At 66.8% G+C, this 25,870-nt stretch carries 23 protein-coding genes; 10 read left to right on the top strand and 13 right to left on the bottom strand.

Translation table 11 applies throughout. The annotated features are described in order from the left end of the window. Positions 1 to 51 precede the first annotated feature (51 nt). From gyrA to dnaA, 7 genes are all read right to left on the bottom strand, one after another. Positions 52 to 2,580 (bottom strand): DNA gyrase subunit A, encoded by a 2,529-nt coding sequence (gene gyrA, locus SBI80_RS26565; protein WP_318977991.1) that lies wholly within the window; start codon positions 2,578 to 2,580, stop codon positions 52 to 54. A gap of 49 nt (positions 2,581 to 2,629) precedes the next feature. Then, on the bottom strand, positions 2,630 to 4,657 hold the full coding sequence (gene gyrB, locus SBI80_RS26570; protein WP_318977993.1) for a DNA topoisomerase (ATP-hydrolyzing) subunit B: 2,028 nt from the start codon (positions 4,655 to 4,657) through the stop codon (positions 2,630 to 2,632). A gap of 220 nt (positions 4,658 to 4,877) precedes the next feature. Continuing rightward, positions 4,878 to 5,447 (bottom strand): DUF721 family protein, encoded by a 570-nt coding sequence (locus SBI80_RS26575; RefSeq protein ID WP_318977995.1) that lies wholly within the window; start codon positions 5,445 to 5,447, stop codon positions 4,878 to 4,880. Continuing rightward, positions 5,444 to 6,604, bottom strand: a complete 1,161-nt coding sequence (recF, locus tag SBI80_RS26580; RefSeq protein ID WP_318977997.1) for a DNA replication/repair protein RecF — start codon at positions 6,602 to 6,604, stop codon at positions 5,444 to 5,446. The genes SBI80_RS26575 and recF overlap by 4 nt, the downstream gene beginning before the upstream one ends. Before the next feature lie 38 nt (positions 6,605 to 6,642). Beyond that, a complete protein-coding gene (gene gnd / locus SBI80_RS26585; protein WP_318977999.1) occupies positions 6,643 to 7,536 on the bottom strand; it encodes a phosphogluconate dehydrogenase (NAD(+)-dependent, decarboxylating) in 894 nt (297 codons plus the stop codon). Between the two features lie 29 nt (positions 7,537 to 7,565). Then, on the bottom strand, positions 7,566 to 8,768 hold the full coding sequence (gene dnaN / locus SBI80_RS26590) for a DNA polymerase III subunit beta (protein ID WP_318978001.1): 1,203 nt from the start codon (positions 8,766 to 8,768) through the stop codon (positions 7,566 to 7,568). 560 nt (positions 8,769 to 9,328) lie between these two features. After that, a complete protein-coding gene (gene dnaA / locus SBI80_RS26595) occupies positions 9,329 to 10,801 on the bottom strand; it encodes a chromosomal replication initiator protein DnaA (RefSeq protein ID WP_318978003.1) in 1,473 nt (490 codons plus the stop codon). A 558-nt stretch (positions 10,802 to 11,359) separates the two neighbouring features. On the opposite strand from dnaA, the gene rpmH reads away from it, so the two are divergent. The 9 genes from rpmH to SBI80_RS26640 all read left to right on the top strand — a co-directional run bounded on the left by rpmH (position 11,360) and on the right by SBI80_RS26640 (position 17,667). Beyond that, positions 11,360 to 11,503: a 50S ribosomal protein L34 gene (rpmH, locus tag SBI80_RS26600; RefSeq protein ID WP_068001749.1), complete on the top strand. Its 144-nt coding sequence runs from the start codon at positions 11,360 to 11,362 to the stop codon at positions 11,501 to 11,503. A gap of 30 nt (positions 11,504 to 11,533) precedes the next feature. Beyond that, positions 11,534 to 11,890, top strand: coding sequence for a ribonuclease P protein component (gene rnpA, locus SBI80_RS26605; protein ID WP_318978012.1), 357 nt, complete (start codon positions 11,534 to 11,536; stop codon positions 11,888 to 11,890). Next, positions 11,887 to 12,177, top strand: coding sequence for a membrane protein insertion efficiency factor YidD (gene yidD / locus SBI80_RS26610; RefSeq protein WP_318978013.1), 291 nt, complete (start codon positions 11,887 to 11,889; stop codon positions 12,175 to 12,177). Before rnpA ends, yidD begins: the two co-directional genes overlap by 4 nt. Continuing rightward, positions 12,170 to 13,309: a membrane protein insertase YidC gene (gene yidC, locus SBI80_RS26615; RefSeq protein WP_318978015.1), complete on the top strand. Its 1,140-nt coding sequence runs from the start codon at positions 12,170 to 12,172 to the stop codon at positions 13,307 to 13,309. The genes yidD and yidC overlap by 8 nt, the downstream gene beginning before the upstream one ends. 68 nt (positions 13,310 to 13,377) lie before the next feature. After that, the gene (locus SBI80_RS26620) at positions 13,378 to 13,905 is read left to right on the top strand and encodes a Jag family protein (protein WP_318978017.1); all 528 of its coding nucleotides are present in this window, start codon (positions 13,378 to 13,380) and stop codon (positions 13,903 to 13,905) included. 53 nt (positions 13,906 to 13,958) lie between these two features. Next, positions 13,959 to 14,714 carry a 16S rRNA (guanine(527)-N(7))-methyltransferase RsmG gene (rsmG, locus tag SBI80_RS26625; protein ID WP_318978018.1) on the top strand — a complete coding sequence of 252 codons (756 nt, stop codon included), beginning with the start codon at positions 13,959 to 13,961 and terminating at the stop codon, positions 14,712 to 14,714. 89 nt (positions 14,715 to 14,803) lie between these two features. Next, positions 14,804 to 15,712, top strand: a complete 909-nt coding sequence (locus SBI80_RS26630) for a ParA family protein (protein ID WP_318978019.1) — start codon at positions 14,804 to 14,806, stop codon at positions 15,710 to 15,712. Further along, positions 15,709 to 16,695: a ParB/RepB/Spo0J family partition protein gene (locus SBI80_RS26635; RefSeq protein ID WP_318978020.1), complete on the top strand. Its 987-nt coding sequence runs from the start codon at positions 15,709 to 15,711 to the stop codon at positions 16,693 to 16,695. The genes SBI80_RS26630 and SBI80_RS26635 overlap by 4 nt, the downstream gene beginning before the upstream one ends. Positions 16,696 to 16,905: 210 nt before the next feature. Further along, the gene (locus tag SBI80_RS26640) at positions 16,906 to 17,667 is read left to right on the top strand and encodes an acetyltransferase (protein WP_318978021.1); all 762 of its coding nucleotides are present in this window, start codon (positions 16,906 to 16,908) and stop codon (positions 17,665 to 17,667) included. A 7-nt stretch (positions 17,668 to 17,674) separates the two neighbouring features. Here the strand turns inward: SBI80_RS26640 and SBI80_RS26645 are convergent, their stop codons facing one another. The 4 genes from SBI80_RS26645 to SBI80_RS26660 form a co-directional block, all read right to left on the bottom strand. Then, positions 17,675 to 18,874 (bottom strand): N-acetylmuramoyl-L-alanine amidase, encoded by a 1,200-nt coding sequence (locus SBI80_RS26645; RefSeq protein WP_318978022.1) that lies wholly within the window; start codon positions 18,872 to 18,874, stop codon positions 17,675 to 17,677. Between the two features lie 84 nt (positions 18,875 to 18,958). Continuing rightward, the gene (trxA, locus tag SBI80_RS26650) at positions 18,959 to 19,294 is read right to left on the bottom strand and encodes a thioredoxin (protein ID WP_318978023.1); all 336 of its coding nucleotides are present in this window, start codon (positions 19,292 to 19,294) and stop codon (positions 18,959 to 18,961) included. A 16-nt stretch (positions 19,295 to 19,310) separates the two neighbouring features. Beyond that, positions 19,311 to 20,282 carry a thioredoxin-disulfide reductase gene (gene trxB / locus SBI80_RS26655; protein WP_318978024.1) on the bottom strand — a complete coding sequence of 324 codons (972 nt, stop codon included), beginning with the start codon at positions 20,280 to 20,282 and terminating at the stop codon, positions 19,311 to 19,313. 70 nt (positions 20,283 to 20,352) lie between these two features. After that, on the bottom strand, positions 20,353 to 21,099 hold the full coding sequence (locus SBI80_RS26660; protein WP_318978026.1) for an RsmA family anti-sigma factor: 747 nt from the start codon (positions 21,097 to 21,099) through the stop codon (positions 20,353 to 20,355). Positions 21,100 to 21,222: 123 nt separating this feature from the next. Here SBI80_RS26660 and SBI80_RS26665 point away from each other — a divergent pair, with 123 nt between their 5' ends. Beyond that, the gene (locus tag SBI80_RS26665; RefSeq protein WP_318978027.1) at positions 21,223 to 21,534 is read left to right on the top strand and encodes a hypothetical protein; all 312 of its coding nucleotides are present in this window, start codon (positions 21,223 to 21,225) and stop codon (positions 21,532 to 21,534) included. A 3-nt stretch (positions 21,535 to 21,537) separates the two neighbouring features. On the opposite strand, the gene sigM is transcribed toward SBI80_RS26665, so the two are convergent. Both sigM and murJ read right to left on the bottom strand, forming a co-directional pair. Then, positions 21,538 to 22,122: an RNA polymerase sigma factor SigM gene (gene sigM, locus SBI80_RS26670; protein WP_318978028.1), complete on the bottom strand. Its 585-nt coding sequence runs from the start codon at positions 22,120 to 22,122 to the stop codon at positions 21,538 to 21,540. Positions 22,123 to 22,262: 140 nt separating this feature from the next. After that, positions 22,263 to 25,862, bottom strand: coding sequence for a murein biosynthesis integral membrane protein MurJ (gene murJ, locus SBI80_RS26675; RefSeq protein ID WP_318978075.1), 3,600 nt, complete (start codon positions 25,860 to 25,862; stop codon positions 22,263 to 22,265). Positions 25,863 to 25,870 lie beyond the last annotated feature (8 nt).

The following is a 25,870-nucleotide window of genomic DNA, read 5'->3' on the forward strand; positions in this document are numbered from 1 at the left end:
CCTTAGTTCGGGTCGGCTGCCGGAGGCAGTCGACTTGCCCTGGGTCGGGCATCACGTCGCGCTGGTCTCTGGACTGGTCTCACTGTCGTCGTCGTCCGCGGCATCCTCGTCGGCGTTGCGGGCAACGGCAATCAGTGTGTCGCCCTCACCGAGGTTCATCAAGCGCACACCCTTGGTCTGCCGTCCGGCCTTGCGCACCTGCCGTGCCACCGTCCGGATGACACCGCCACCGGAGGTGATGGCGTACAGCTCGGTGTCGTCGTCGACGATCAACGCGCCGACCAGCGTGCCACGGCGGCGGTCGTACTGGATCGTCAGGATGCCCTTGCCGCCGCGACCCTGGACCGTGTACTCCTCGATCGCGGTGCGCTTGGCGTACCCACCGGACGTCGCTACCAGCAGATACGTTCCCTCGCGAACCACGTTCAGCGACAGCAGCTCGTCGTCGTCGTTGAACCGCATGCCCTGAACGCCCGAGGTGGCCCGGCCCATCGGCCGCAGCGCCTCGTCGGTGGCCGAGAACCGGATCGACTGACCCTTCGCCGACACCAGCAGCAGATCCTCCTCTGCCGAGCACAGCACGGCGCCGACCAGTTCGTCGCCCTCGCGCAGGTTGACCGCGACGATGCCGCCGGAGCGGTTGGAGTCGAAGTCGGTGAGCTTGGACTTCTTCACCAGACCGTTCTTGGTGGCGAGTACCAGGTACGGCGCGTCCTCGTAGCTCTTGATCTGGATGACCTGCGCGATGCGTTCCTCCGGCTGGAAGGCCAGCAGGTTCGCGACGTGCTGGCCCCGCGCGGTCCGCGAGGCCTCCGGCAGCTCGTAGGCCTTCGCGCGGTACACCCGGCCCTGCGTGGTGAAGAACAGGATCCAGTCGTGGGTGGAGCTGACGAAGAAGTGCCGCACGATGTCGTCCTGCTTGAGCCCGGCACCCTGCACGCCCTTGCCGCCGCGCTTCTGGCTGCGGTACAGGTCGGACTTGGTGCGCTTGGCGTAGCCGGTCTCGGTGATCGTGACGACGACCTCTTCGCGAGCGATGAGGTCCTCGTCTGCGACGTCGCCGTCGGCCGGAATGATTCGGGTACGACGGTCGTCGCCGTACTTCTCGGTCAGCTCGGCGAGCTCGTCGTGGACGATGGCGCGCTGACGTTCCGGCTTGGCCAGGATGTCCTCGAGGTCGGCGATCTCGGCTTCGATCTTGGCCAGGTCGTCGACGATGCGCTGACGTTCCAGGGCGGCCAGGCGCCGCAGCTGCATGTCGAGGATCGCCTGCGCCTGGATCTCGTCGATGTCCAACAGCTCGATCAAGCCCTGCCGCGCGACGTCGACGGTCTCCGAGGCCCTGATCAGCGCGATGACCTCGTCGAGGGCGTCGAGCGCCTTGACCAGACCGCGCAGGATGTGGGCCCGCTCGTTGGCCTTGCGCAGCCGATACCTGGTGCGCCGGACGATGACGTCCAACTGGTGCACCACGTAGAGCCGGATCAGCTGATCCAGTCGCAGCGTGCGGGGGACTCCGTCGACGATCGACAGCATGTTCGCGCCGAAGCTGGTCTGCAGCTGGGTGTGCTTGTAGAGGTTGTTCAGCACCACCTTGGCCACCGCGTCGCGCTTGACCTCCACGACGATGCGCAGACCCACGCGGTCCGAGCTCTGGTCCTCGATGTTCGAGATACCGGCGAGCTTCCCGTCACGCACCTGGTCGGCGATCGAGGTGATGAAGTTGTCGTGGTTGACCTGGTAGGGCAGCTCGGTGATGACGAGCAGGGTGCGGCCCTTGGAGTCCTCCTCGACCTCGACCACGCCGCGCATGCGAATCGAGCCGCGGCCGGTCGTGTACGCGTCGTGGATGCCCTGCGAACCGACGATCAGACCGTAGGTCGGGAAGTCCGGCCCCTTGACGCGTTCGGTGACCGCGGCGAGCGTGGCCTCCTCGTCGGCCTCGTAGTTGTCCAGGCACCAGAACACGGCCTCGGCCAGTTCGCGCAGGTTGTGCGGCGGCATGTTGGTGGCCATGCCGACTGCGATGCCACCCGAACCGTTGGCCAACAGGTTCGGGAACCGGCTGGGCAGGACGGTGGGCTCTTGCACCCGACCGTCGTAGTTCGGGATGAAATCGACTGTCTCCTCGTCGATTTCGCGCAACATCTCCATCGCCAGCGGCGTCAGGCGCGCCTCGGTGTACCGCATGGCGGCTGGCGGATCGTTGCCGGGCGAGCCGAAGTTGCCCTGGCCGTCGACCAGCGGGTAGCGCAGCGACCACGGCTGGGCCATCCGGACCAGGGTGTCGTAGATCGAGGAGTCACCGTGCGGGTGATAGTTGCCCATCGTCTCGGCGACCGACCGGGCCGATTTCGCGTGTCCGCGGTCTGGCCGGAAGCCCGAGTCGTACATCGCGTAGAGCACGCGACGGTGCACGGGCTTGAGGCCGTCTCGGACCTCGGGCAGCGCGCGTCCGACGATGACGCTCATCGCGTAGTCGATGTAGCTGCGCTGCATCTCCTGCTGGATGTCGACCGGTTCGATGCGGTCGGTGGTCGCGCCGTCGTCGCCGCCGGGCGGCAGGGTGGTGTCTGTCATGTGCTCCTCGCTCGTCTATGAGCAGCTTGGGATTTCAGGGAACGCGACCTCAGACGTCCAGGAAGCGGACGTCTCTCGCATTGCGGGTGATGAAGCTGCGGCGGGCCTCCACGTCCTCACCCATCAGGATGGAGAACAGTTCGTCGGCGGCCGCGGCATCGTCGAGCGTGATCCTGCGGAGCACCCGTGCGCTGGGATCCATGGTGGTCTCCCACAGTTCCTTCGCATCCATCTCGCCGAGACCCTTGTAACGCTGAATACCGTCCTCTGCGTTGATCTTTCGGCCCGCGGCTCGCCCCGCCTCGAGCAGGCCGTCGCGCTCGCGGTCGGAGTAGGCGAACTCGGGCTCGCTACGCTGCCACTTGAGCTTGTACAGCGGCGGCTGGGCGAGGAAGACGTGCCCATTCTCGATGAGCGGCTTCATGAACCGGAACAACAGCGTCAGCAGCAGGGTCGAGATGTGCTGGCCGTCGACGTCGGCGTCGGCCATCAGCACGATCTTGTGATACCGCAGCTTGGTTATGTCGAACTCGTCGTGAATGCCGGTACCCAGCGCGGTGATGATGGCCTGGACTTCGGTGTTCTTGAGGACTCGGTCGATGCGGGCCTTCTCGACGTTGATGATCTTGCCGCGCAACGGAAGAATGGCCTGATACATCGAGTCGCGGCCGCTCTTGGCCGAACCACCGGCCGAATCACCCTCCACCACATACACTTCCGAGAGCCGCGGATCGGTCGAGCGGCAGTCGGCGAGCTTGCCGGGCAGACCGCCGATGTCGGTTGCGCTCTTGCGCCGCACCAACTCTCGCGCCTTGCGCGCCGCCATCCGCGCCTGGGCGGACTGAACTGCCTTGTTGACGACGGTCTTGGCCTCGGCCGGGTTCGCCTCGAACCAGTGGGTCAGCTGCTCGTTGCAGATCTTTTGCACGAAGGACTTGACCTCGGTGTTGCCGAGCTTGGTCTTGGTCTGACCCTCGAACTGCGGATCACTGACCTTCACGGAGATGACCGCCGCCAACCCCTCGCGGATGTCGTCACCGGTGAGGTTGGGGTCCTTCTCCTTCAGCAGCTTCTTGTCCTTGGCGTATTTGTTGACCACCGTGGTCAAGGCGCTGCGGAAACCTTCTTCGTGCGTGCCACCCTCGTGGGTGTTGATGGTGTTGGCGAAGGTGTGCACCGACTCGGAATAACCGGCGTTCCACTGCATCGCGATCTCGACCTCGTGGCCGGGGCCCTTGCCGTCGAAGTCGATGATGCTCTGCTGAATCGGGGTCTTCGTGCGGTTGATGTGCTTGACGAAGTCCACCAGCCCGCCGGGGTAGTGGTAGGTGCGGTGCTTGACCTTGTGCGGCGCCTTGGCCTCCGCTTCCTTCTCGTCGGCCGACTTCGGGGCCTCCGCCGTGTCACTGACGACCTCGTCGACCACCTCGTCGGCGGTGACCCGCTCGTCGACGAGCTCGATGGTCAGCCCCTTGTTCAGGAACGCCATCTCCTGAAGACGCCGCGCGATGGTCTCGAAGTCGTAGTTGGTGGTCTCGAAGATGTCGGGATCGGCCCAGAAGCGAATCGTCGTGCCGGTCTTGGTGGTCTTCTCACCTTGGCGCAGCGTGCCGGGCACGGAGTGGTCGTAGGTCTGGAACCACTCGGATCCCTCCGTGCGGATGTCGGCCTCCAGGCGCGTGGACAGCGCGTTGACCACGGATACGCCGACGCCGTGCAGACCGCCGGACACCTGGTAGGCGCCTTCTTCGAACTTGCCGCCGGCGTGCAGCACGGTCATCACGACGTCGACGGTGGGGATGCCGGTGCTGTGCATCGCCACCGGGATGCCACGACCATCGTCGGTGACCTCGACGCCGCCGTCTTCGAGGATGCGTACGTTGACCTTGGTGGCGAATCCCGCCATTGCCTCGTCCACCGCGTTGTCGACGACCTCCCACACCAGGTGGTGCAGACCGCGCTCGCCCGTGGACCCGATGTACATGCCCGGACGCTTCCGGACCGCCTCGAGGCCCTCGAGTACCTTGATCGACTCCGCGCCGTATGCAGTTGGGGCACTATTCTTCGGGGCAGCCACAGTGAGCGCGTCTCCTTGGGGTTCTCGGGCGCGGAGGGGCGAAGCGCTCCTCGCGAGTCGCGTCCAGTCTACCGGCACCCAGTGTCAGGACTGAGTCTGAGGCGGCGTTTCTGCACACCTAAATGCGACGTGCGCGGAATTTCTCGACGACCCACGCGTCCCGACGGCCGACGAACCGCTTTCCCACCTTGTCGCGCGTCTGAGAACCGGCTGCCCGCGCTCACCCGTAGGTGTCGCGTGGACCCCGCCCCGGGACGTTGTACTTCCCCTTGCGCCAGGTCGGCGCCGCCGGCCCCACGATCCGCAGGCTGGTGACGACGCCGTCCCCGACCGCGGCCGCGATCTTGGCCAGCAATTGGGCCTGCACGAGCCGCAACTGGGTGGCCCACGCGGTCGACTCGGCCTCGACGGTCAGCACACCCTCACGCAGCACCGTCGGGGTGGCGTGCTCGGCGATTTGCTCGCCAACCACCGTCGCCCATTGACCGAACACCGATCCCTCTGCGACCCGCGACGTCCAGCCGCGGCTCTTGGCCAGCTCCGAGGTGGCCGAGGCCAGCGTCTGCGGATCACGCGAGTCCGGTCCGGGGCCCGACCACCGCCGGCGGAACCCTCGAGACGGCACGTCGGGCTTACCCGACGAGGTCCGACCCCGACCGACGTCCTTGCCCTGACTCCTGGCCGCGCCGCGAGCTTCCTCGAGTGTGCGGCGCACCAGGTCCATGCCGCGCAGGTGGGCCAGGGAATCTGGCGGCCCCCCGGGTTCGTCGTCGTCGCTGGGGTCGGTCATCCGATCACCTCCGAGAGCCGGCCGGAATCGTCGTCACGCATGCCGATGATCATCCTGCGCGCATCCCAATCCTGGGGGATGTCCTCGGCTACCGCCGCCGTCACCAGCACCTGCTCGGCCGACGCGGCGACCTCGACGAGCGCCCGCCGGCGCGCGTTGTCCAGCTCGGCGAATACGTCGTCGAGCAGTAGCACCGGGTCGGAACCCTCGGACCGAAGCAGTTCGTAGGCGGCCAATCTCAACGACAACGCCATCGACCACGATTCGCCGTGACTGGCGAAGCCCTTGGCGAGCTGATCGCCGAGGCGGAGCTCGAAGTCATCGCGGTGCGGTCCCACGAGACACACGCCGCGCTCCAGCTCTGCCGAGCGTTTGCGCGCCAGCTCCTCGAGCAGCGCCACCTCGAACACCTCGGCGCTGGGCGTACCCGAGGCCGCCTCCTGCTCGACCGCCTCGACCGCGCTGCGGTAGCGCACCGTCGCCGGCCGCGAGGCCGGCGCCAACAACTGATAGGCCTTCTCGATCTCGGGGGCCAACAGGTCGACCAGTGCGACGCGGGCGGCGATCAACCTGGCGCCGTGGATCGCCAGGTGACCATCCCATACGTCGAGAGTCTCGAGCGCACTCGAATCACCCCGAAACCGGGCGCCCGCAGCACTCTTCAACAACGCCGACCGTTGTCGCAGCACCTTGTCGTAGTCGGCGCGAAGTCCGGCCACCGCCGGACGCCGGGTGGTGGCGAGCTCGTCGAGGTAGCGGCGGCGTTCGGCGGGATCACCCCGGACCAGGGCCAGATCCTCAGGAGCGAACAACACCGCACGCAACGCGCCGAGGATTTCGCGCGCGCTGCGCACGGGTGACCGATTCAACCTGGCCTTGTTCGCCCGTCCGGCGGTGATCTCCAAATCCACCGCAAGCTCGCGACCCTCGTTGACGACGATGGTGGAGACGATCGCTCGCTCCGCGCCGGCCCGGATCAGCGGAGCATCCGAGCCAACGCGGTGCGAGCCTAGCGTCGACGAATACCACAGGGCCTCAACGATGTTCGTCTTACCGAAGCCATTGGGACCGACGAAGACGGTCCGGCCCTGCTCCAGTTCCAACTCGAGCCGCGACCAGGAACGAAAGTCGGTCAGCCCCAGTTGTCGTACGTACACCCATCAACCCCGCGTCACTTCATGGCCGAGCTCGCGGCTCAACCAGACTCATGGATCCTTTGTACCGCGTGACCACCGAACTGGTTGCGCAGCGCTGCCACTGCCTTCATCGTCGGTGAATCATCCTGGCGTGAAAGGAATCTCGCGAACAGCGAGGCCGCGATTGCCGGCACCGGAACCCGCAGCCGGATCGCTTCCTCCACGGTCCAGCGGCCTTCCCCGGAATCCTCGGTGTAGCCCCGGATCTCGGCGAGATTGGGATCTTCCTTCAGTGCCTTGGCCAACAGCGTCTGCAGCCACGACCTGACGACGGTGCCGTTGGTCCAGGCCTGGTAGACCGCTTGCGGGCTCTTGATCAGATCCTCGGCGGCCAGCATCTCGTAACCCTCGCCGTAGGCGGTCATCATGGCGTACTCGACACCGTTGTGCACCATCTTGGCGAAGTGGCCCGCGCCAACGGGTCCGGCGTGGACGAAACCGTCCTCCTGCGGTCCGGGCGGCCGCAGGGTATCGAAGATCGGCATCACCTTGGCGACGTCCTCGTCGCTGCCCCCGACCATCAGGCCGTAACCCTCGGTCAGTCCCCAGATGCCACCGGAGACGCCCGCATCGATGAAGCCAATTCCCTTCTGCCCCAACAGTTCGGCGTGCGGGGCATCCTCGGTGTAGCGCGAGTTGCCGCCATCGATCACCAGGTCGCCCTCGGAGAGAACTCCGGAGAGGCCGACGATGGTGGTGTGGGTGATCTCGCCGGATGGCACCATGACCCAGACCACGCGGGGAGCGGTCAACGCCGCCGCGAGACCCGCCAGATCTGGGACGTCGGTGACCTCGGGACGGGGGTCGTACCCGATCACCTCGTGCCCGCCTTGCCGAAGGCGATCACGCATGTTGAAGCCCATTTTTCCGAGACCGACCAGACCGAGCTGCATGTGCGCCTCTTTCGTGGCGATAAGGCCGGTCAGCCCGGGAGCCGCACCGGCATCAACAGGTACACGTAATCGGTCTGCCCGGCCGGGAAGGGACCGCCGGAACCGACGTACGCCTCATCATCTTCGCCTGCCGGACGCAACACCGCGGGACGGCTGGATGTCGTGAAGCCGAACGTCACCTTCGGAGAGTGCAGCGACCCGAGTCCGTCGGTGAGGTAGGTCGGGTTGAAGGCGATCGTCAGCGGATCACCGGAGAACGCCACGGGCAGGTCCTCCTCGGCCCGGCCCACCGCATCTTCGCCACCCGCGGACAGCCGCAGCGAATCCTCGGTGAACTCCATCCGCACCTGGGCGCCCCGGTCGGCCACGAGGGCGACGCGCTTGATGGCCTCGGTCAGCTCGGCGACCCCTACGGTCGCGACCGCGGTGTGCTCGGCGGGAAGCAGCTGCCGGAACTTGGGGAACTCGGCGTCGAGCAGGCGGCTCGTGGTGCGCTTGCCGTTGCTGTGAATACCCAGCAGGCCCTCCTTGCCGACGGACGCGCCCGCACCGAGGGACAGGTGAACGTCCGATCCGTCGGAGCCGGCCCTGGCCGCCTCGGCGAGCGTCTTGGCCGGGACCAGGACCGCGGCCTCGACGTCGGCCGAGGCCGTCGACCAGGTGAGCTCACGGACCGCGAGGCGGAAGCGGTCGGTGGCGGCCAGCACGACCTTCTCGCCGGAGATCTCCACGCGGATGCCGGTCAGCATGGGCAGGGTGTCGTCGCGGCCGGCGGCAACGGCCACCTGGCTGATCGCCTGGGCGAACAGGTCGGAGGCGACGACACCGGTCTCCTCGGGCAGGGACGGCAGCGTCGGGTAGTCCTCGACGGCCATCGTCGGCAGCGAGAATCGCGCGCTACCGCAGCTCAGTGCCACCCTGGTGCCTTCGACGCTGACGTCGACGGGCTTGGCCGGCAGGGACTTGGTGATGTCGGAGAGCAGCCGGCCGGAGACGAGAACGCTTCCGGGAGTTGCAATTTCAGCCGCCACCCGAACCTCGGCGGACACCTCGTAGTCGTATCCGGAGATGGTCAGGCCCTCGTCGGAGCCGGTCAGCAGCACACCCGAGAGCACCGGCACGGTGGGCCGGGTCGGCAGGATGCGGGCCACCCAGGCCACTGCCTCGGCGAAGTCCTCGCGGACCAGGCGAAACTTCAAGTCGGTACCCAGCGTCGTCGTCGCTACGTCCATAAGCATCCCCTTCGGTGAAACCCCAGCTACAAGCACTAGCAGCGGATCTACGGGTGTCTTACGGACATGTCACCACGCTGCGGTCGACGACCGATGCGGTTGTCGAAGACCAACCGTAGAGCCTTCGGCGCCAAGTTGAAAGCCAATCGATCCGAGTGACGAATGCCCCGTGAGGTCCGTGCTCTGGACGCCCAACAGGGCGCGTTCCCCAGGTGCTTCTTTTAGAAGGAATCCTAGAGATAGAGATGAGTAACAGTATTAGGTGCTGTGCAAGCTGTGGACGGATGCACTCGGTGCCTGGTGGGAGCGGGTGGGCACTCGTGTGTCACTCGTGGATCGGGCCGGGGTGTGATTCGGCGTGCTGTGGACGGATCGGCGGCGTGTGCATGGATGCGCCCCTTGGCGGGGGTTTCATCCCGTCGTCGTACACGAGTAGTCCACGAGTCGAACGTGTGACTGGTGGTGCGGCAGGGTCACGAGATTCTCGAAATTCGTTGGCGCAGCACGACCTCGCCGAGGGGATACCCCGGCGGCGGTCGAGTGATTCGGTGTGACGACGCTCAGCGCTTGGAGCGCTGGCGGATGCGCGTGGTGAGTTCCTTGACGTTGTCGAAGATCTCGCGGCGCTGTGCCATCTCGCCGCGAATCTTTCGTTCGGCGTACATGACCGTGGTGTGGTCGCGGCCGAAGGAGTGCCCGATCTTGGGCAGCGACAGGTCGGTCAGCTCACGACAGAGATACATCGCGATCTGACGCGATTGAGCCAGGGCACGGGTCTTGCCCGGCCCACGCAGCTCCTCGATCGTGGTCTCGAAGTACTCGGCGGTCGCCGCCATGATGGTGGCGATGCTGATTTGCATCGTGCTGGCGTCGGAGATCAGGTCGCGCAGCACGATCTCGGCGAGCGACTTGTCGATGGCCGCCTTGTTCAGCGAAGCGAATGCGGTGACGCGGATGAGCGCGCCCTCGAGCTCGCGGATGTTGCGCTCGATGCTGCTGGCGATGAGCTCCAGCACGTCGTCCGGGACGTCGAGCCGGTCCATCTGCGCCTTCTTGCGAAGGATCGCGATACGGGTCTCGAGCTCGGGCGGCTGCACGTCGGTGATCAGGCCCCACTCGAATCTGGTCCGCAACCTGTCCTCGAGGGTCGCGAGCTGTTTGGGCGGCCGGTCCGAGGAGATGACGATCTGCTTGTTCGCGTTGTGCAGCGTGTTGAAGGTGTGGAAGAACTCCTCTTGGATGCCTTCCTTGCCTTCGATGAACTGGATGTCGTCGACGAGGAGCACGTCGATGTCGCGGTAACTGCGCTTGAACGAGGCCTTGCGGTCGTCGCGCAGCGAGTTGATGAAGTCGTTGGTGAATTCTTCGGTGGAGACGTACTTCACCCGCATGCCGGGGAAGAGGCGTTGGGCATAGTTCCCGGCGGCGTGCAAGAGGTGCGTCTTCCCGAGGCCGGATTCACCCCAGATGAACAACGGGTTGTAGGCGCGGGCCGGTGCTTCGGCGATGGCGAGGGTCGCGGCATGGGCGAACCGGTTGGACGCTCCGATGACGAAGGTGTCGAAGGTGTAGCGCCGGTTCAGGCTGACGTCGTTCGTCGGGGCGTTCTGCGGCCGATTGGTGAAGTAGCTCGGCCAGCTCTCCTCGGCGCTTGCGAGGGCTTCCTCGTCGTCGTCGACTTCGTCGGGGTCGGGAACCGGGCCGAGATACGCATCGTCGACGGCGTCGGGGTCGGGCGTCTCGATGCGGACACCAAGTTCGACGCGCTGTCCGAGCCGGCGGCTCAGGCTGGAGATGATCGGCTCGCGAAGGTGGCGTTCGATTTCGTTCTGCACGAACGGCGTCGGCACCGACAACAGCGCAAAACCCTCGGCGATGACGAGCGGTTTGACCAGCTTGAGCCAGGCCCGCTGCTGCGGCGTCAGGTTCGGGGGAGTGAACCCGGACGACGGGTCCGGGGGAATGTCACCGTTGAGTTCCGCCACGACGTCGTTCCAAATTGCGACGAACGGCGGGTCGGGGTCTGCGGTCAACGGAGACGTACCCCCTCTTGGCCAGGCAGGTTGGCCGAATGGACGATGACCGGATGTCCACATGGTTATCCACAGTTTGTGGATAACCGACACCGGTCCTCGTGTCGTTGCGTACTGGTACGGAGGCCGCGGTCCCGGGGCTCGTCACGGTGTCGCGTGCACCATGGGCTCGCGGTAGCGCAGCCGTCCTAGCTTGTCGTCCAGCGCCGTCTCGTCTGAGATGGCCTTGGCAGAAGCTAACAGGTTTATTGCCGGGTGCCAACAGTTCTGCAACTTTGAAACGACGCTGCGGGGAGAGCCGTGTTCGATCGTGACTGATGTGAAGAATGTGGCGCATTCGGCACCGGGAGAAGGCGGTTTGACCTAGGGAAATCTCGTCAGTACCCTCGAACAGTCGCCCGAACGTGGCGATACGGCTGCGACTCGGATCATTGGGTTCACGCGCCGGAGCTAGCAAGCGAGACGAACGAAGCGTACGTACCGCGGCTGCTTTCAGACGGACATGAAGTCTCTCATGTGCGCGACGGAAGTAGGCGCACCTATTGAGGAGATATAGCCGTGGCCAAGGGCAAGCGGACCTTTCAGCCGAACAACCGGCGCCGTGCTCGCGTGCATGGCTTCCGGCTGCGCATGCGCACGCGCGCAGGCCGCGCCATCGTGTCCGGCCGGCGCAGCAAGGGCCGCCGCTCTCTCACTGCGTGATCCGAGCGGTCTTGAGCAGGGTGTAGCCGAGTGCTTCCGGCTCAGTACCGGATGACGCGGTCGGCGGACTTCGGCCTCACCGTCAGCCGCGGTGTGCGGGCCGGACAACCCGACCTCGTCGTGCATGCGTTGAGGTCGGCCGGGGATGCCAGCACTCCCAAGGTCGGTCTGGTGGTGTCCAAGTCGGTCGGCAACGCGGTCGTCCGCCATCGCGTCTCGCGAAAGCTGAGGCACGTGGCCCGCGGACTGATCACCGATCTGGAACCAGGTGACAAGTTGGTGATCCGGGCCCTCCCGAGTAGCTCCGACGCCGGTTCCGCCCGCCTCGAGCAAGAATTGCGGACGGCCTTGCGGCGGGTTGCCGAGAAGTCCGGGGCGCGGCGATGACCGGTCGTCGCATCACGGGTGCGCTGGCTCGCGCCGTCATTCGGGTGATCGAGCTGTACCGCACGATGATCTCCCCGTTCCGTCCCCCTTCTTGTCGCTTCACGCCGACGTGCAGTCAGTACGCCGTGGACGCGCTTCGAGAGTTCGGCTTCGTGCGGGGTAGTTGGTTGTCCTTGGTGCGACTGGCCAAGTGTGGTCCGTGGCACCGAGGTGGATGGGACCCGATTCCGGAGCGACGTGACGTGGCTGTGGATGCCGCGACGCTGAGGAGCGATTCGTTTGTTTAATTGGTTCAGTCTCGACGTCATCTACTACCCGGTCTCCGCGATCATGTGGCTTTGGTACAAGGCGTTCGCCTTCGTGCTCGGCCCGGACAACTTCTTCGCGTGGGCGCTGGCCGTGATGTTCCTGGTCTTCACGTTGCGCGCGATTCTGTACAAGCCGTTCGTCCGGCAGATCCGGACGACCCGTCAGATGCAGGAACTGCAGCCGCAGATCAAGGCCCTGCAGAAGAAGTACGGCAAGGACCGCCAGCGGATGGCGTTGGAGATGCAGAAGCTGCAGAAGGAGCACGGGTTCAACCCGATCCTCGGCTGTCTTCCGATGCTCGCGCAGATTCCGGTGTTCATCGGTCTGTATCACGTGTTGAACTCCTTCAACCGGACCCAGACCGGCTTCGGCCGGCTGGGGCTGTCGGTGGAGGAGAACCGCTCACTCGGGAACTACATCTTCAGTGCCACCGACGTCGGGCACTTCCTCGACGCGAACTTGTTCGGTGCGCCGCTCGGTGCATCGATGATCCAGACCGTCGGGCTCGGTGCGTTCAGCGACTTCAACCGAGTCGCGGTGATCGCCGTCGGCGTACCGCTGATGATCCTGGCCGGCGTCGCTACGCACTTCAACAGCCGGGCCTCGGTGGCGCGCCAGAGTGTGGAGGCCGCGGCCAACCCCCAGACGGCGATGATGAACAAGCTTGCGCTCTACGTGTTCCCGCTCGGCGTCGTAGTGGGTGGGCCCTTCCTTCCGATCGCCATCATCTTGTACTGGGTCTCGAACAACATCTGGACCTACGGTCAGCAGCACTATGTGTTCGGCAAGATCGAGAAGGAAGAGGAACAGAAGAAGCAGGAGGACATCGCTCGCCGTGCCTCCAATGCTCCCGCTCCTGGTTCCAAGCCGAAGGTCAAGCGCAAGCGCCCGCCCACCAACGGCACCGCGGCGGACAAGGTAGCGCCGAGCGCGGAATTGACGGAGTCGGCCGGACAAGAGGTCGCGACGACCGATGGGGGCGAGGAGTCCTCGTCGAGCCAAGCCACTAGTCCGACCAACAACGGCAAGCCGACGCAACCGAAGGCCGGCAGCGCGGCGAATCGAACCCCCCGGCGGCCCACGAACCGCCCGAAGAAGCGACGGCCCTGACCACCATCCGCTTCAGTTCGGCCCATGCGGTCGCTGATGCATGAGGAAGCAAGGAAGTAAGGACGAACATGACTGACGCCGATACGACCGAACGCACCGACCTCGACGCTGGTGCGCCGAAGGCCGAGGACTTGGAAGACCGCTTGGTCGCCGAGGGTGAGATCGCGGGAGACTACCTCGAGGAGCTTCTCGACCTGCTCGACTTCGACGGCGACATCGACCTGGACGTCGAGGGCGATCGCGCCGTCGTGAGCATCGACGGCGGAAGCGACTTGGCGAAGCTCGTCGGTCGCAAGGGCGAGGTGCTCGACGCTCTGCAGGAGCTGACCCGGCTGGCTGTCCACCAGAAGACGGGGGAGCGCAGTCGCTTGATGTTGGACGTCGCGCATTGGCGTCGAGGTCGGCGTGACGAGCTGGCGGCTCTGGGTGACAAGGTCGCCCGGCGCGTGCTGGCGAGTGGTGAGCGCGAGGAGCTCTCGCCCATGACGCCGTTCGAACGCAAGATCGTTCACGACGCCGTCTCGGCGGTGGAGGGTGTGCGCAGCGAGAGCGAGGGCGCCGAGCCGGCGCGCCGCGTCGTCGTACTCCCGGCTTGAGGCTAGAAGTTACATCGATGTAGTTCGGCCGCTCGCGCCGGCGGAGTCGGAGGATGTTTCACGTGAAACATGACGAGGCGCCGCCCGCGCCACCAGTCGCGGCGAGTGTCTTCGGTGATCGACTGGACGTGGCCGAGCGCTACGCCAGCGTGCTCGCGGGAGCCGGCATCGAGCGCGGCTTGATCGGGCCGAGTGAAGTAGAGCGACTCTGGGATCGACACATCCTCAATAGCGCCGCGGTGGGCGAGCTGGTATCGGCGGGCGAACACATTGCCGATGTTGGTAGTGGCGCCGGACTGCCCGGAATTCCGCTGGCGTTGGCCCGTCCCGATGTACGCGTCACGCTCGTCGAACCGCTGCTACGGCGCGCGGAGTTCTTAGCCGAGGTGTGTGAGTTACTCGGGCTGCCGATTGCCGTCGTCCGTGGGCGGGCGGAGGAGCGCTCGGTGCGTGATGCGGTGGGCGGGGTCGACGCCGTGACGTCCCGCGCGGTTGCCTCACTCGACAAGCTCTCTCGGTGGTGTCTTCCGCTCGTCCGGCCCGGAGGTCGGATGTTGGCGATGAAGGGTGAGCGCGCCCAATCCGAAGTCGAGGAACACGGTCGGTTGATGAAGTCGATGGGTGCCGTGGACGTGAAGGTGATGGAATGTGGCGTGAACTATTTGACTCCGCCCGTAACCGTGGTCGTGGCGGTGAAGGCGAGCCAGCTCGCGGCCGGACGCAAAGCGTCCGGAGCCGCTCGGAAGTCAGCGGGAGCCCGGGATCAACGAACACCACGACCCAACGGGTCGACGAGGAGGAGCAAGTGACACCACCGCCGATTGGTGAGGGGGACGCTTCCGATCTCAGACCGCCGGTCGCCCCGGCCGATGTTTCACGTGAAACATGGCAGCCTCCGGTGGAGGCAGAGTGGAAGGAACCGACGGCGGCAGACACTCCGATCGGAGCTGAGGCGGAGCGCGCGGTGCGTCTGCTGCACAAGGCCAAGGGCGAGCAGCTGCCCCGCCCGCCTCAGCAGCGCGTGTTCACGATCGCCAATCAGAAGGGCGGAGTGGGTAAGACCACGACCGCGGTAAACGTCGCGGCCGCCCTTGCGCTGCAGGGTCTGCGGACCCTGGTGATCGACCTCGACCCGCAGGGCAACGCCAGTACCGCGCTGGGTGTCGAACACCGTCCGGGCACTCCATCGTCGTACGAGGTTCTGATCGGTGAGATGTCGTTGGAGGACGCACTTCAGCAGACCACCTACAACGAGCGCCTCTACTGCGTGCCGGCGACCATCGACTTGGCGGGGGCGGAGATCGAGCTCGTCAGCATGGTGGCGCGCGAGGGCCGGTTGCGCAATGCGTTGGCCAGCCTGAAGGAGTACGACTTCGACTACGTGTTCATCGACTGCCCACCGTCGTTGGGGTTGCTCACCATCAACGCGCTCGTCGCGGCACCCGAGGTGTTGATCCCGATCCAGTGCGAGTACTACGCCCTGGAGGGCGTGGGTCAGTTGCTCCGCAACATCGAGATGGTCAAGTCTCACCTCAATCCTCTCCTCGACGTCACGACCGTCATCCTGACGATGTACGACGGTCGCACCAAGTTGGCCGATCAAGTGGCCGACGACGTGCGGTCGCACTTCGGCGCCAAGGTGTTGCGAACCGTCATACCGCGCAGCGTCAAGGTCTCCGAGGCACCGGGTTACGGCATGACGATCTTGGAGTACGACCCCGGATCGCGCGGGGCGATGAGCTACCTCGACGCCAGCCGCGAGATCGCCGAACGCGCCCACACTGGACTGAAGGGACCACGAGAATGACTCCGCCGCCGAAGCGAACGGGACTCGGACGCGGGCTGGCGTCGTTGATCCCGACCGGTCCAAGTGATGGCCCCGGTGGCAGTCCGGCCATGGGTGCCGCGGCTGCCGATGTGATGTACGGCGGCGCTCCGACCGCGGCGCCGACCGAACCCGTCGCCGACGTCGGGGCGGTGTATCGGGAGATCGACCCGGCGGCCATCGAGCCCAACCCGAAGCAACCGCGACAGGTGTTCGACGGCGAGGCGCTCGCCGAGCTCGTGCACTCGATCCGCGAATTCGGGCTCATGCAGCCGATCGTGGTCCGGGCGCAGGAACCGGTCGACGGCAAGCCGCGCTACCAGTTGGTGATGGGGGAGCGGCGGTGGCGCGCGGCCCAGGAAGCGGGTCTCACGGCCATCCCGGCGATCGTCCGGGAGACCGCGGACGAGAGCATGCTGCGGGACGCCCTGCTCGAGAACATTCATCGCGCACAGCTCAATCCGTTGGAAGAAGCGGCGGCCTACCAACAGCTGCTTGACGAGTTCGGGGTCACCCACGAGGAACTGGCCGTCCGGATCGGGCGATCCCGTCCGGTGATCACCAACATGATCCGGCTGATGAAGTTGCCGGTGGCAGTTCAGCGCCGGGTGGCCGCCGGGGTGTTGTCGGCCGGTCACGCGCGCGCCCTGCTCGCCCTCGAGAGTGGACCCGAGAAGCAGGAGGAGCTGGCCGCCCGAATCGTGGCGGAGGGACTCTCGGTCCGGGCGACCGAGGAAGCGGTGACGCTAGCCAACCGGGATGGCGTTCCGGACGCCGCCCCGCATCCCCGGCGCAAGCCAATTCAGATGCCCGGGCTGCAGGACGTCGCCGAACGGTTGTCGTCGGCGTTCGATACCCGGGTCACCGTGAGCCTTGGTAAACGCAAGGGCAAGATCGTCGTCGAGTTCGGCTCGGTGGACGATTTGCAACGCATAGTCGACCTCATGAACGCGTCCGAGGGCTGACCGGTCATACCCGGTAATTACGTCACTGTGACACATCGACGGCCCCAGCCCGGTTTCTTCGTCACCCGGAGGAGTTAAGCCCTTGCACACCAACGTGTTTCGGTATTCGACGGAGGTCCGACCGCAAGACTGGCTCGCGGACGGACGGCATCGGGCGGAACTGCTTATCCTTGAGTGGCAGCCAGCACGATCAGAGACGCGGGGAGTCTAGTGTCAGCACGAATCACGCCGCTGCGGCTCGAGGCCTTCGAGCAGCTGCCCAAGCATGCGCGGCGATGTGTGTTCTGGGAAGTCGACCCATCGACTCTGCAGGGACCCGACTCCCGGCCGGATCATCTCGCGGATCCGGAATTCGAGAAGGAAGCCTGGCTCTCGATGGTGATGCTGGAGTGGGGCTCGTGTGGGCAGCTCGCCGTCTCGTGCGAACCGGAGCAGGCGGACTTCGCTGCGTCGACGCTCAGTGGAGACGAGCCATGTCTGGGTTTCGCCTTCTACGCGCCCCCTCGAGCCGTACCGAGGGCCGGCCTCTTTCCGACCGGACCGGTGGGCGCGGACGCCGTGTTGCTCACGACCGTTGGGGTGGAATCTGGAAGTGAGGGCGAGGATCTCACTCGCGCTCTGATGGCGGCGGTCGTAGGCGATCTGGTGCGACGAGGTGTCCGAGCGCTGGAGGCATTCGGTCGGACGGCCGAGGCGCTCGAACTCACCGATCCCGCTCTGGTTCCGCCCGATCTACGTCCGGCGGTCGAAGCACTCGGCGACTGCTCGGTGGAGCAGTGCATCATCGACGCAGACTTCCTGCTGGACGTCGGATTCCAGATCGTGGCACCGCATCGGTACTTTCCCCGGTTGCGGCTCGAACTCGAGCAGGGGCTGGGATGGAAGGCCGACGTCGAGGCGGCCCTGGAGCGGCTATTGGTCAGCGCACGGATGCAGCAGCCAGTGATGGCCGGCGCGGCACCGTGCGTCTAAGAGTCGATCAGGCTTGGGCGGCGCGGCCGGCGGCCTGCTCGACCGACCGCTCGTGTGCCAGCAGTTCGGCGAAGGTGAACGTACCCGTCGGACGGTCGTCCTTGCCAAGGAGGTAGAGCCGCTTCACGGCGGCGAGGATGCCCTCGGACAGTGAGTCGCGGACCTGCGGTGAGACGAGCAGATCGCGATCATGCGGATTGGTGATGTAGCCGACGTCGATCTGGACCGTGGGCATGCGCGTCAGTCGCAACAGATCCCACGTGCGGCCGTGAGTGCGGCAGTCGCGTAATCCGGTGCGGGCCACCAACTCTCGCTGCACGAAGTCAGCGAGATTGCGGCCGATCGTGGACACCGAACCGTGCGAATTTCCGAAGTGAAACGACGCGACGCCGTTGGCGGGGGAGTCGGGCAGCGAGGCGCAGCGCAGGCTGATCATCAAGTCGGCACCGACGGTGTTGGCCGTCGCGGCACGTTCGGCGTCGGACGGGCTGCGACCAACGGGACGGGACAGGAACGTCTCCATACCGATCGCCGTCATCCGTCCTTCGAGACGACTTGCCAAGTCCCACAAGATGTCTGCTTCGCTGATGGGACCGGACGGCCCGTTCATGATGGGGCCGTGGTCATCACCACCGCGGCCCGGATCGATGATGATTCGCTTGCCCGACAGGCGCGGACCGGAGCGGCGGACCAACTCCTCCTCGCGGATGGCGTGCAGCGAGCCACCCGTGACCCGCGAACCGAGGAAGTACAAGGAGCGCAACGTTTCTGGGCCGCAGATGCCGTCGGGGTACAGGCCGTACTCGCGCTGGTAGGACATCAGGCCGTTGTGGGTCTGCAGACCAAAGTGGCCGTCGACCAGACCGGTGTAGAACCCGAGATCTTGCAACCGAGCCTGGAGGGTGGCCACGTCGTCGCCGTACATGGGCGCCCCGAACTGGTGGGCCAGGGTACGCGCGCCCAGTCGGTAGGACGCCTCCTTGAGCGCGCGATAGGTCGCCTCACCGACGACACCGTCGACCAGCAGACCACGATGTTGTTGGAATGCGCGGACGGCATGGTCGAGGTCGTCGTCGAAGGCGTCGAAGGCCACGTGCTTGCCGGTGACGAGGTCTGAATCCGGGCTGTCGAGCAGGCCCAACGCCGCCAATGCCGCCCGGATCTCGGCGACCGGGGCGCCTCGATCGCCGCGACGCAGACTAGACATACTCAGAATTGTCGCAGACGAACTCGCTAATCCCGAAACCTCCAGGCCAGTCGGGAGCCCACGGTTCCCTGTGGGAAGGGTGGGTCAGACGACGTCGGAGAGCTCGCGCAGCAACGCCGCCTTGCCCTTGGTGCCCACGATCCGCTTGACCGGCTGACCGTCCTTGAACAGGATCAACGTCGGAATCGACACCACCTGGAAGTCACGGGCCGTACCCGGGTTGGCATCCACGTCGAGCTTGGCGACGGTCAGTGCGCCGGCCTTCTCGGTGGCGATCTCCTCGAGCACCGGCGCGATCATCTTGCAGGGACCGCACCAGGTGGCCCAGAAGTCCACCAGCACGGGAGTGCTGCTGGAGAGCACGTCGGTGGAGAACGAATCGTCGGTGACGGCGACGGTGGCGCTGGTGGTCTCGCTCATGGGGGCTCCTCGGTGCTTAGGACTCGTTGGACAGGGTGGGGTTGAGCTCGGGGTCTTCGGCGTCGGCGAGCCAGCGCTCGGCGTCGATGGCGGCTGCACACCCGCTGCCGGCGGCCGTGATGGCCTGCCGGTAGGTGTGGTCCACCAGGTCGCCCGCGGCGAACACACCATCGACCGAGGTGCTGGTGGTGCGGCCCTTCACGCTGACGTAGCCCTCGTCGTCGAGGTCGACCTTGCCAGCCACCAGGGCCGACCGCGGATCATGCCCGATCGCGACGAACACGCCCGTCACGGCCAGCTTGGACTCCTCGCCGGTGACGGTGTCCTTCAGCCGCAGGCCGGTGACCTTGGGCTCACCCTCGACCTCGGTGACCGCGGTGTTCGTCATGAAGGTGATCTTGGGGTTGGCCTTGGCCCGCTCCAGCATGATCTTCGACGCGCGGAACTCGTCGCGACGGTGGATCAGCGTGACACTGCGGGCGAAGCGGGTCAGGAACGTCGCCTCCTCCATCGCGGAGTCGCCGCCGCCGATCACGGCGATGTCCTGATCGCGGAAGAAGAAGCCGTCACAGGTGGCACAGGTGCTGACACCGGTGCCGATGCGCTCCATCTCGCCGGGTACGCCGAGCTGGCGGGCGGCGGCGCCCATCGCCAGGATGACGGCGCGAGCGTGGAACGTCTCGTCACCCACGGTGACGGTCTTGACGGGCCCGTCCAGCGAGACGTCGTCGACGTCCTCCATGCGCAGGTCGGCCCCGAAGCGCAGCGCCTGCTCGCGCATCTGCTCCATGAGCTCGGGGCCGGTGATGCCGTCCTTGAACCCCGGATAGTTCTCCACCTCGGTGGTCGTCATCAGCGCGCCGCCGAACTGCACGCCCTCGAACACCAGCGGTTTCAGTTGTGCCCGCGCCGTGTAGACGGCGGCCGTGTAACCAGCAGGCCCGGAGCCGATGATGATCACGTCGTGGACGGTGTTCGAAGAAGTCATGTCCGCCTTTCTGGGTACGCGTATAACACCAGCGTAGGCGGGACTGTTCCCCATGTGCCCGCCGGACGTGTCACGAACGGCGGACGATCCGGTCAGCCAGCTTTCCGGCGTCGATGGAACTGCAGTTCGGCGTCACCACGATCGCGTGGACGAGGCCGGGCGTGTCATCGGGGAGCACCAGCAGCACCCCGGGGCGGCCGCCGAGGACCAGCTGCCGGCCGCCCAGCACCTCGGTGGACGTCGGGTAGCCAAGGGCCGCGAGACAGGGGCGCAGTCGTTCGGGCGTGGCCAGGGGGCCCAGCTCGGGGGGTGCATCGAGCAACGCCAGGATCTGCTCGTCGGGAAGTGTCAGCCCGTCGCGCGGCGGGGTGCCCGTAGGGCCGGCCGTCGGCGCCGAACCGTCGTCGACGAGCACGGCCGTGCCGACCACGGCGGCCACCACGACCGCCGCCAGCCCGATGGCGGCCGTCACGGCACGAAGGCGGCTGCCCCCCGCACGGCCGGTCGGCGCCCGTGGCGCGGGTTCGGCGCGCAGGGCGGTACCGATGCGTGCGGTGACCTCGGCCGGAAGGTCGCCTGCGGACGCCGCGTCCTGCCCGAGCGCGGCGACGTCACGGCGCACGCGATCCAGTGCGGCCAGGCGTCCGGCGACCTCGGGATCGGTGCGGGCGCGGCGGCGCAGCCGCGCCGCCGTCTGATCGTCGAGCAGGCCCGCCTGAAGATCGGAGAGCAGTTCGACCGTGACCGCGCCTTCGAACTCGGGCTCGCTGTCCACGGTGATCCTCTCCTGGCGGTACGGCTCCAGCAAGTTTTTCATTGCCCCGCCGGGGAATTCCTGTGAATGTCCTTGCGTTGGCCCAATGGGGACCATGCTTGTCCCATGCGGTGACTCCGTCGTCGAAGAGGTAGTCGCCATGAAACGTACGAACCGAGGCTCCTCATGCGCAACATCTCACGACGACTCGTCGTCGGTGCGTTCGCCGCGCTGGCCGGTGCCGGCTTGATGGGCGTCGGCGTCGCGACCACACCGCAGCCGACACCTCTGGCCTGTGACATGAACGTGGTGCCGTACGACCCCTACCACCAGACGTGTGGCATCCCGAATCAGATTCCGACCGCTCCGGGCCAGGCCCCGGGGGCGGGGGCCATCATCGCGTGCCGCGGAATCCCTGGTTGCCTGTCGCAGGCAGTCAACGGCCCACAGCTGGTGGCGGTGCCGAATCCGGATACCAGGGTGCGCCAGAGCCGGTGACGGTCAGCGGTGCTCACCGGGCGCGGTGGGAGCGGTGTCGTCGAAGTACCGCAACGTCCTGGCCAACTTGGCGCGCGCTCGCGAGCAACGGCTCTTGACGGTGCCCTCCGGAACGCCGAGCAGTCGGGCGGTCTCGGCCACCGAGTAGCCCTGCATGTCGACCGCCACCACCACGGCTCGCTGCTCGACCGGCAGTCGCAACAGCGCCCGTTCGACCACCAGCGCGGTGTCGATGCGGTGGGTGGGGTCGCCGATCGGATGGAGGTCGTCCTCGAGCTGATCCGTCACCTGAAACCTATTGCGCCGCAGACGGTCCAGGCACGAGTTGACGACGATGCGATACAGCCAGCTGCTCACCGAGGCGTCGTGCCGGAACGACGACGCAGTGCGGTGGGCCGAGAGCATCGCATCCTGTAGCGCGTCTGCGGCGTCCTCGGGGTTGCGGCTGGTGACCTGCGCGAGCCGGTACAGCTGGCGGTGGTGCCGGTAGAAGAGCTCCTCGAACGCGTAGCGATCTCCGGCGACGTGCGCCAGCAGCAACTCTGCATCCGTTCGATCCGGATCGGCGGTCTCCCCGAAGCTGCCCACAATCGAACACTAATCAACCCGGCGCACCCCTCCCGACACTTCTTTCGGAGGTCGACGGCACGGCTGGGCAACGGATCGCTGACCTGCACGGGCGGGCGTGCCGCCGGCTCAGCGCCCTGGGGATGACGGCGACCCGAGGATCACGAGGCGGCCTTGAGGGTGATGTCGGAGATCGCGCTCTCGCTCTTGCCGTTGACCGTGCCGAGCGTCGTGATCCACACCAGCACGTTCGAGACCGGGGTCGGGTTGGCGATCGTGATGGTGTTGGCGCCGGTCTTCATCGGCGTCGGCGGGGTCAGCTCGGTGGTGTCGTCGAGGGTGGCCGGCGTCGCCGATTGCGACGACCGGATCTGGATCGACGTACCCGTGCTGTTGAGGTTGAGCGAAACCGAGGCAATGGCAGTCGGTTTCGGCAACTGCAGCAACAGGCCCACGCCGTTCTTGAAGTTGGGGAACGGCACCGCATCGCTGTAGGTGTCGGTCGACCACGCGGTCGTCGGGTTGCCGTCGATGGCCTTGCCGGCGTCGGCGGGATTGTCGGCCTCGCCGCCGGGTGAGAACACCGTCGCCTTGACGGGTTTGACGTCACCACCGTTGGCGTCGTTGCCGCTGCCGCTACTGGTCGACGGTGCATTCAGCCCCAGCTGGTCCTTGTCGAGCGGCCCGCCGACGTCACCGAACACCCCGCGCAGCACGGTAGCCAGCACGATCAGCGCGATCACCAGGATGGCTCCCGCAACGGTGGCACCGATGACGATGCCCCTGCGGCGGCGGGACCGCCCCTCGCCGTCGTCGCCGCGGTGAGGGGCGCGCGGGGCGCGGGCCTCGTCGACCGGGGCAATGAGCTCGGTGCGATCGGCGACGGCGGTGGCCTGCTGCAGCAGGTTGAGTAATGTTGGCGCCGAACGGATTCCACCGTTCTCCTGCACCGCCCGGATGGCTGCCGCCGAGATCTGGAAGGGGATGGCGCGATCCATCGCCCGCGGCTCGACGGGCTCACCCGCGGCATCGAGGTCCGCCGGTGCCAATCCGCTGCCGACACCGGACTCGGGCAGCGGCCACCGGTTGACCAGCAGTGCGTAGAGCGCGGCGCCGATCCCGCGGATGTCGTCCTCGGGCGTCGCGGCCGCCAGGGTGGCGGGGAACGCCAGGGCGACGTCACCCTCGATGCTGACGCGCACCCGGGCCGGATGGTCGATCGACAGTGCGACGCCCGCCCGATGGGCGGCCTCCGCCGCGGCGGCCAGGGATTGGACGGCCCTGGCGCCACCGATCGCCGACGGCGCCGTCTCGGCAACCTCGGCCAGCGACCCACCGCGGATCCACTCCGAGACGACCAATCCGCCGGAGCCGGTGTGCGAGACGTCGAGGATCCGGGCGATGCCAGGCGAGTTGATCGAACTCAAGCGCATGGTGCGCGAGAGGATCTCGGCCAACTCGTCGTCGGGCAACACGGCGTCGGGATCGATGAAGGTCAGGGCCACCTGGCGGTCCAGGACGGTGTCCATCGCGTGCCAGAACTGCAGGTGCGGCGGACCGCCGTGGAACACCAGCAACCGGTAGCGCCCGCCCGCGATGGTGGCACCGGGGATGAGGTGCACGTCGTCGTCACCGGTGGCGGCCTCGATGGCGGGTTCGTTCGGCATGCCGAACGCCGTCGGTTCCCTAGTGGGGTCGCCACCGTAGTCGGCCGGCGGGCGACCCGACGGCGGAAGGTGCGTCTCGGCCGGCACGTCCGGCTGGAAGTCGTCCACGCTCTGCCGCGGAATCCGCGTCGTCGCCCCCGCGTCGGGCGCGGAGCTGCCTGCGGAGTCGTCGGTCACCGCTGGTCCTTTCCGAAGCCCGTCTCCAGCAACTCCTGCCGGAGGTCCCCCCCGCCAGACCGGGCCATTTTGACGCGGCCGTAACGGAGGCGAATCGTACCGCTCAGCGTACGTGAGCGGCCTGCCATGGCGTGCGGGGTCGGCCACCCTCGCGGGCGTCGGGGCAGCCGCCGCGACGGTGGGTCCGCGACCGAGGCGCCGGCGGACCGCGGCCGCCGCGGCCTGCGCGTCGGGCACCTTCGCCGCCAGCAGGACCCCGGCGATGATCGGCAGCATGATGAGCCCAAGGACCACCAACCGCAGCAGCGATCCCGCCCCGCCGCCGCTCTCGGTGAGGGAATCCAAACCGAGTCCTCGGTCGACGACGTGTGCGACGAGCCCGCCCAGCAGCGAGGCGGCGATGGTGACCAGGATGGTCCTGACCACCTCGAGTCCGATCAGCCTGCCGCCGGGCGGTTTCAGATTCGCGCGCAGCATCACGTGACCGACCGTGGCGCCGGCCAGGAAGCCGAGCCCGTTGGCCAAGCCGAGGTAGCCGGCGACGAGCTCGGGATCGTCGGTCAGCAGTGGCGTCGACAGCGAGGCGACGATCTTGACCGCCGTGATGACGACGATCAGCACGATCGGCGTCCACGGCTGTTCGCGGGCGTAGAACACCCGCAGCTGCAGCAGCACCATCGAGTACGGAATGAGCGTGAAGGCCGACAGCGTGATCGCCATGCCCAGGTATCCGGCGTCGGCGTCACCGAAGTTGCCGTACGCGAAGAGCGCGCTTCCGATGGCCGGACCCGCGACCGTCATGAATGCGACGACGGGAATCAGCGTCAGCATGGTCAGCCGGGTGGCGAAGGAGAGGTCGGCAAGCACGGCGGGCTGGTCGTCGGCGGCGGCGTTGCGCGACAGCCGCGGCATCACCACCGTCAGCACCGTCACGCCGATCATGCCGAACGGCAGCATCAGCACGAGCCAGGTGTAGTTGTAGATCGCTGGCCCGGAAGCCGCTGCGGTGCTGGCGATCTGGTTGCCGACGATCAGGCCGGCCTGGCTGATGAGGACATAGAGCACCATGGCGGCGGCCATGGTGCCGAACTTCTTGATCCTGGCGTCCAGGCCCCACAACGGCCGAAGGCTGACGTGCTCGCGCCGGATCGCGACGAACAGCACCGCGGTCTGAGCGACGACGCCGAGCGTGGTGCCGATCCCGAGGACCAGCAGCTTGGCGTTGCCCATCTGGACCGGGTCCAGCGAGAGCTCACCGGGCACCGCGACGTAGAGGCCGAGCGTGCCGATCGCCACGACGTTGTTCACCACCGGTGCCCAGGCGGGCGGGCCAAAGACGTTGCGGGTGTTCAGGATTGCCATGAAGACCGACGACAGCCCGTAGAAGATGATCTGCGGCAGCAGCAGGAACGCGAAGGCGGTGGTGAGCGACCGGTTGACCTGAGGGTCGTCACCCAGCATCAGGTGCACGAGCAGGGGAGCCGCCGCGACCGAGATGATCGTCGTGACGAGCAGCAGCGCTGTCGCGAGTGTCAGCAGGCGCCGGACGAAGGCGGTGCCGCCGTCCGGGTCGTCGCGTTCGGCACGGGCCAGCACTGGCACGAAGATCGCCGTGAACGTGGCTTCGAGCACGAGGGCCGCGATCATGTTGGGCAGCTGGTTTGCCACCGAGAACGCGCTCGACAGGGCGGCGCCGAGGATCGCGGCCAGCAGGACGATGCGGATGAAGCCGGTGATGCGGCTGACCAGGGTGGCCAGCGCCATGCCCCACGACCGTGACACCACCGCGGCGTCGGTCAACTCCGGCTTGCCGGCCCGGCGCCGGGGAGCGGGTCCCTGCGGGATGCGCTGCGGGGCGCGCGGTACCGGCCGAGACGGGGGAGCCGGCCGCGGTGCCGGTGGCGGACCTGGCGGCATCGTGGCGC

Source organism: Mycolicibacterium sichuanense (assembly GCF_033741125.1).
In the GTDB taxonomy this organism is placed as follows: Bacteria; Actinomycetota; Actinomycetes; order Mycobacteriales; family Mycobacteriaceae; genus Mycobacterium.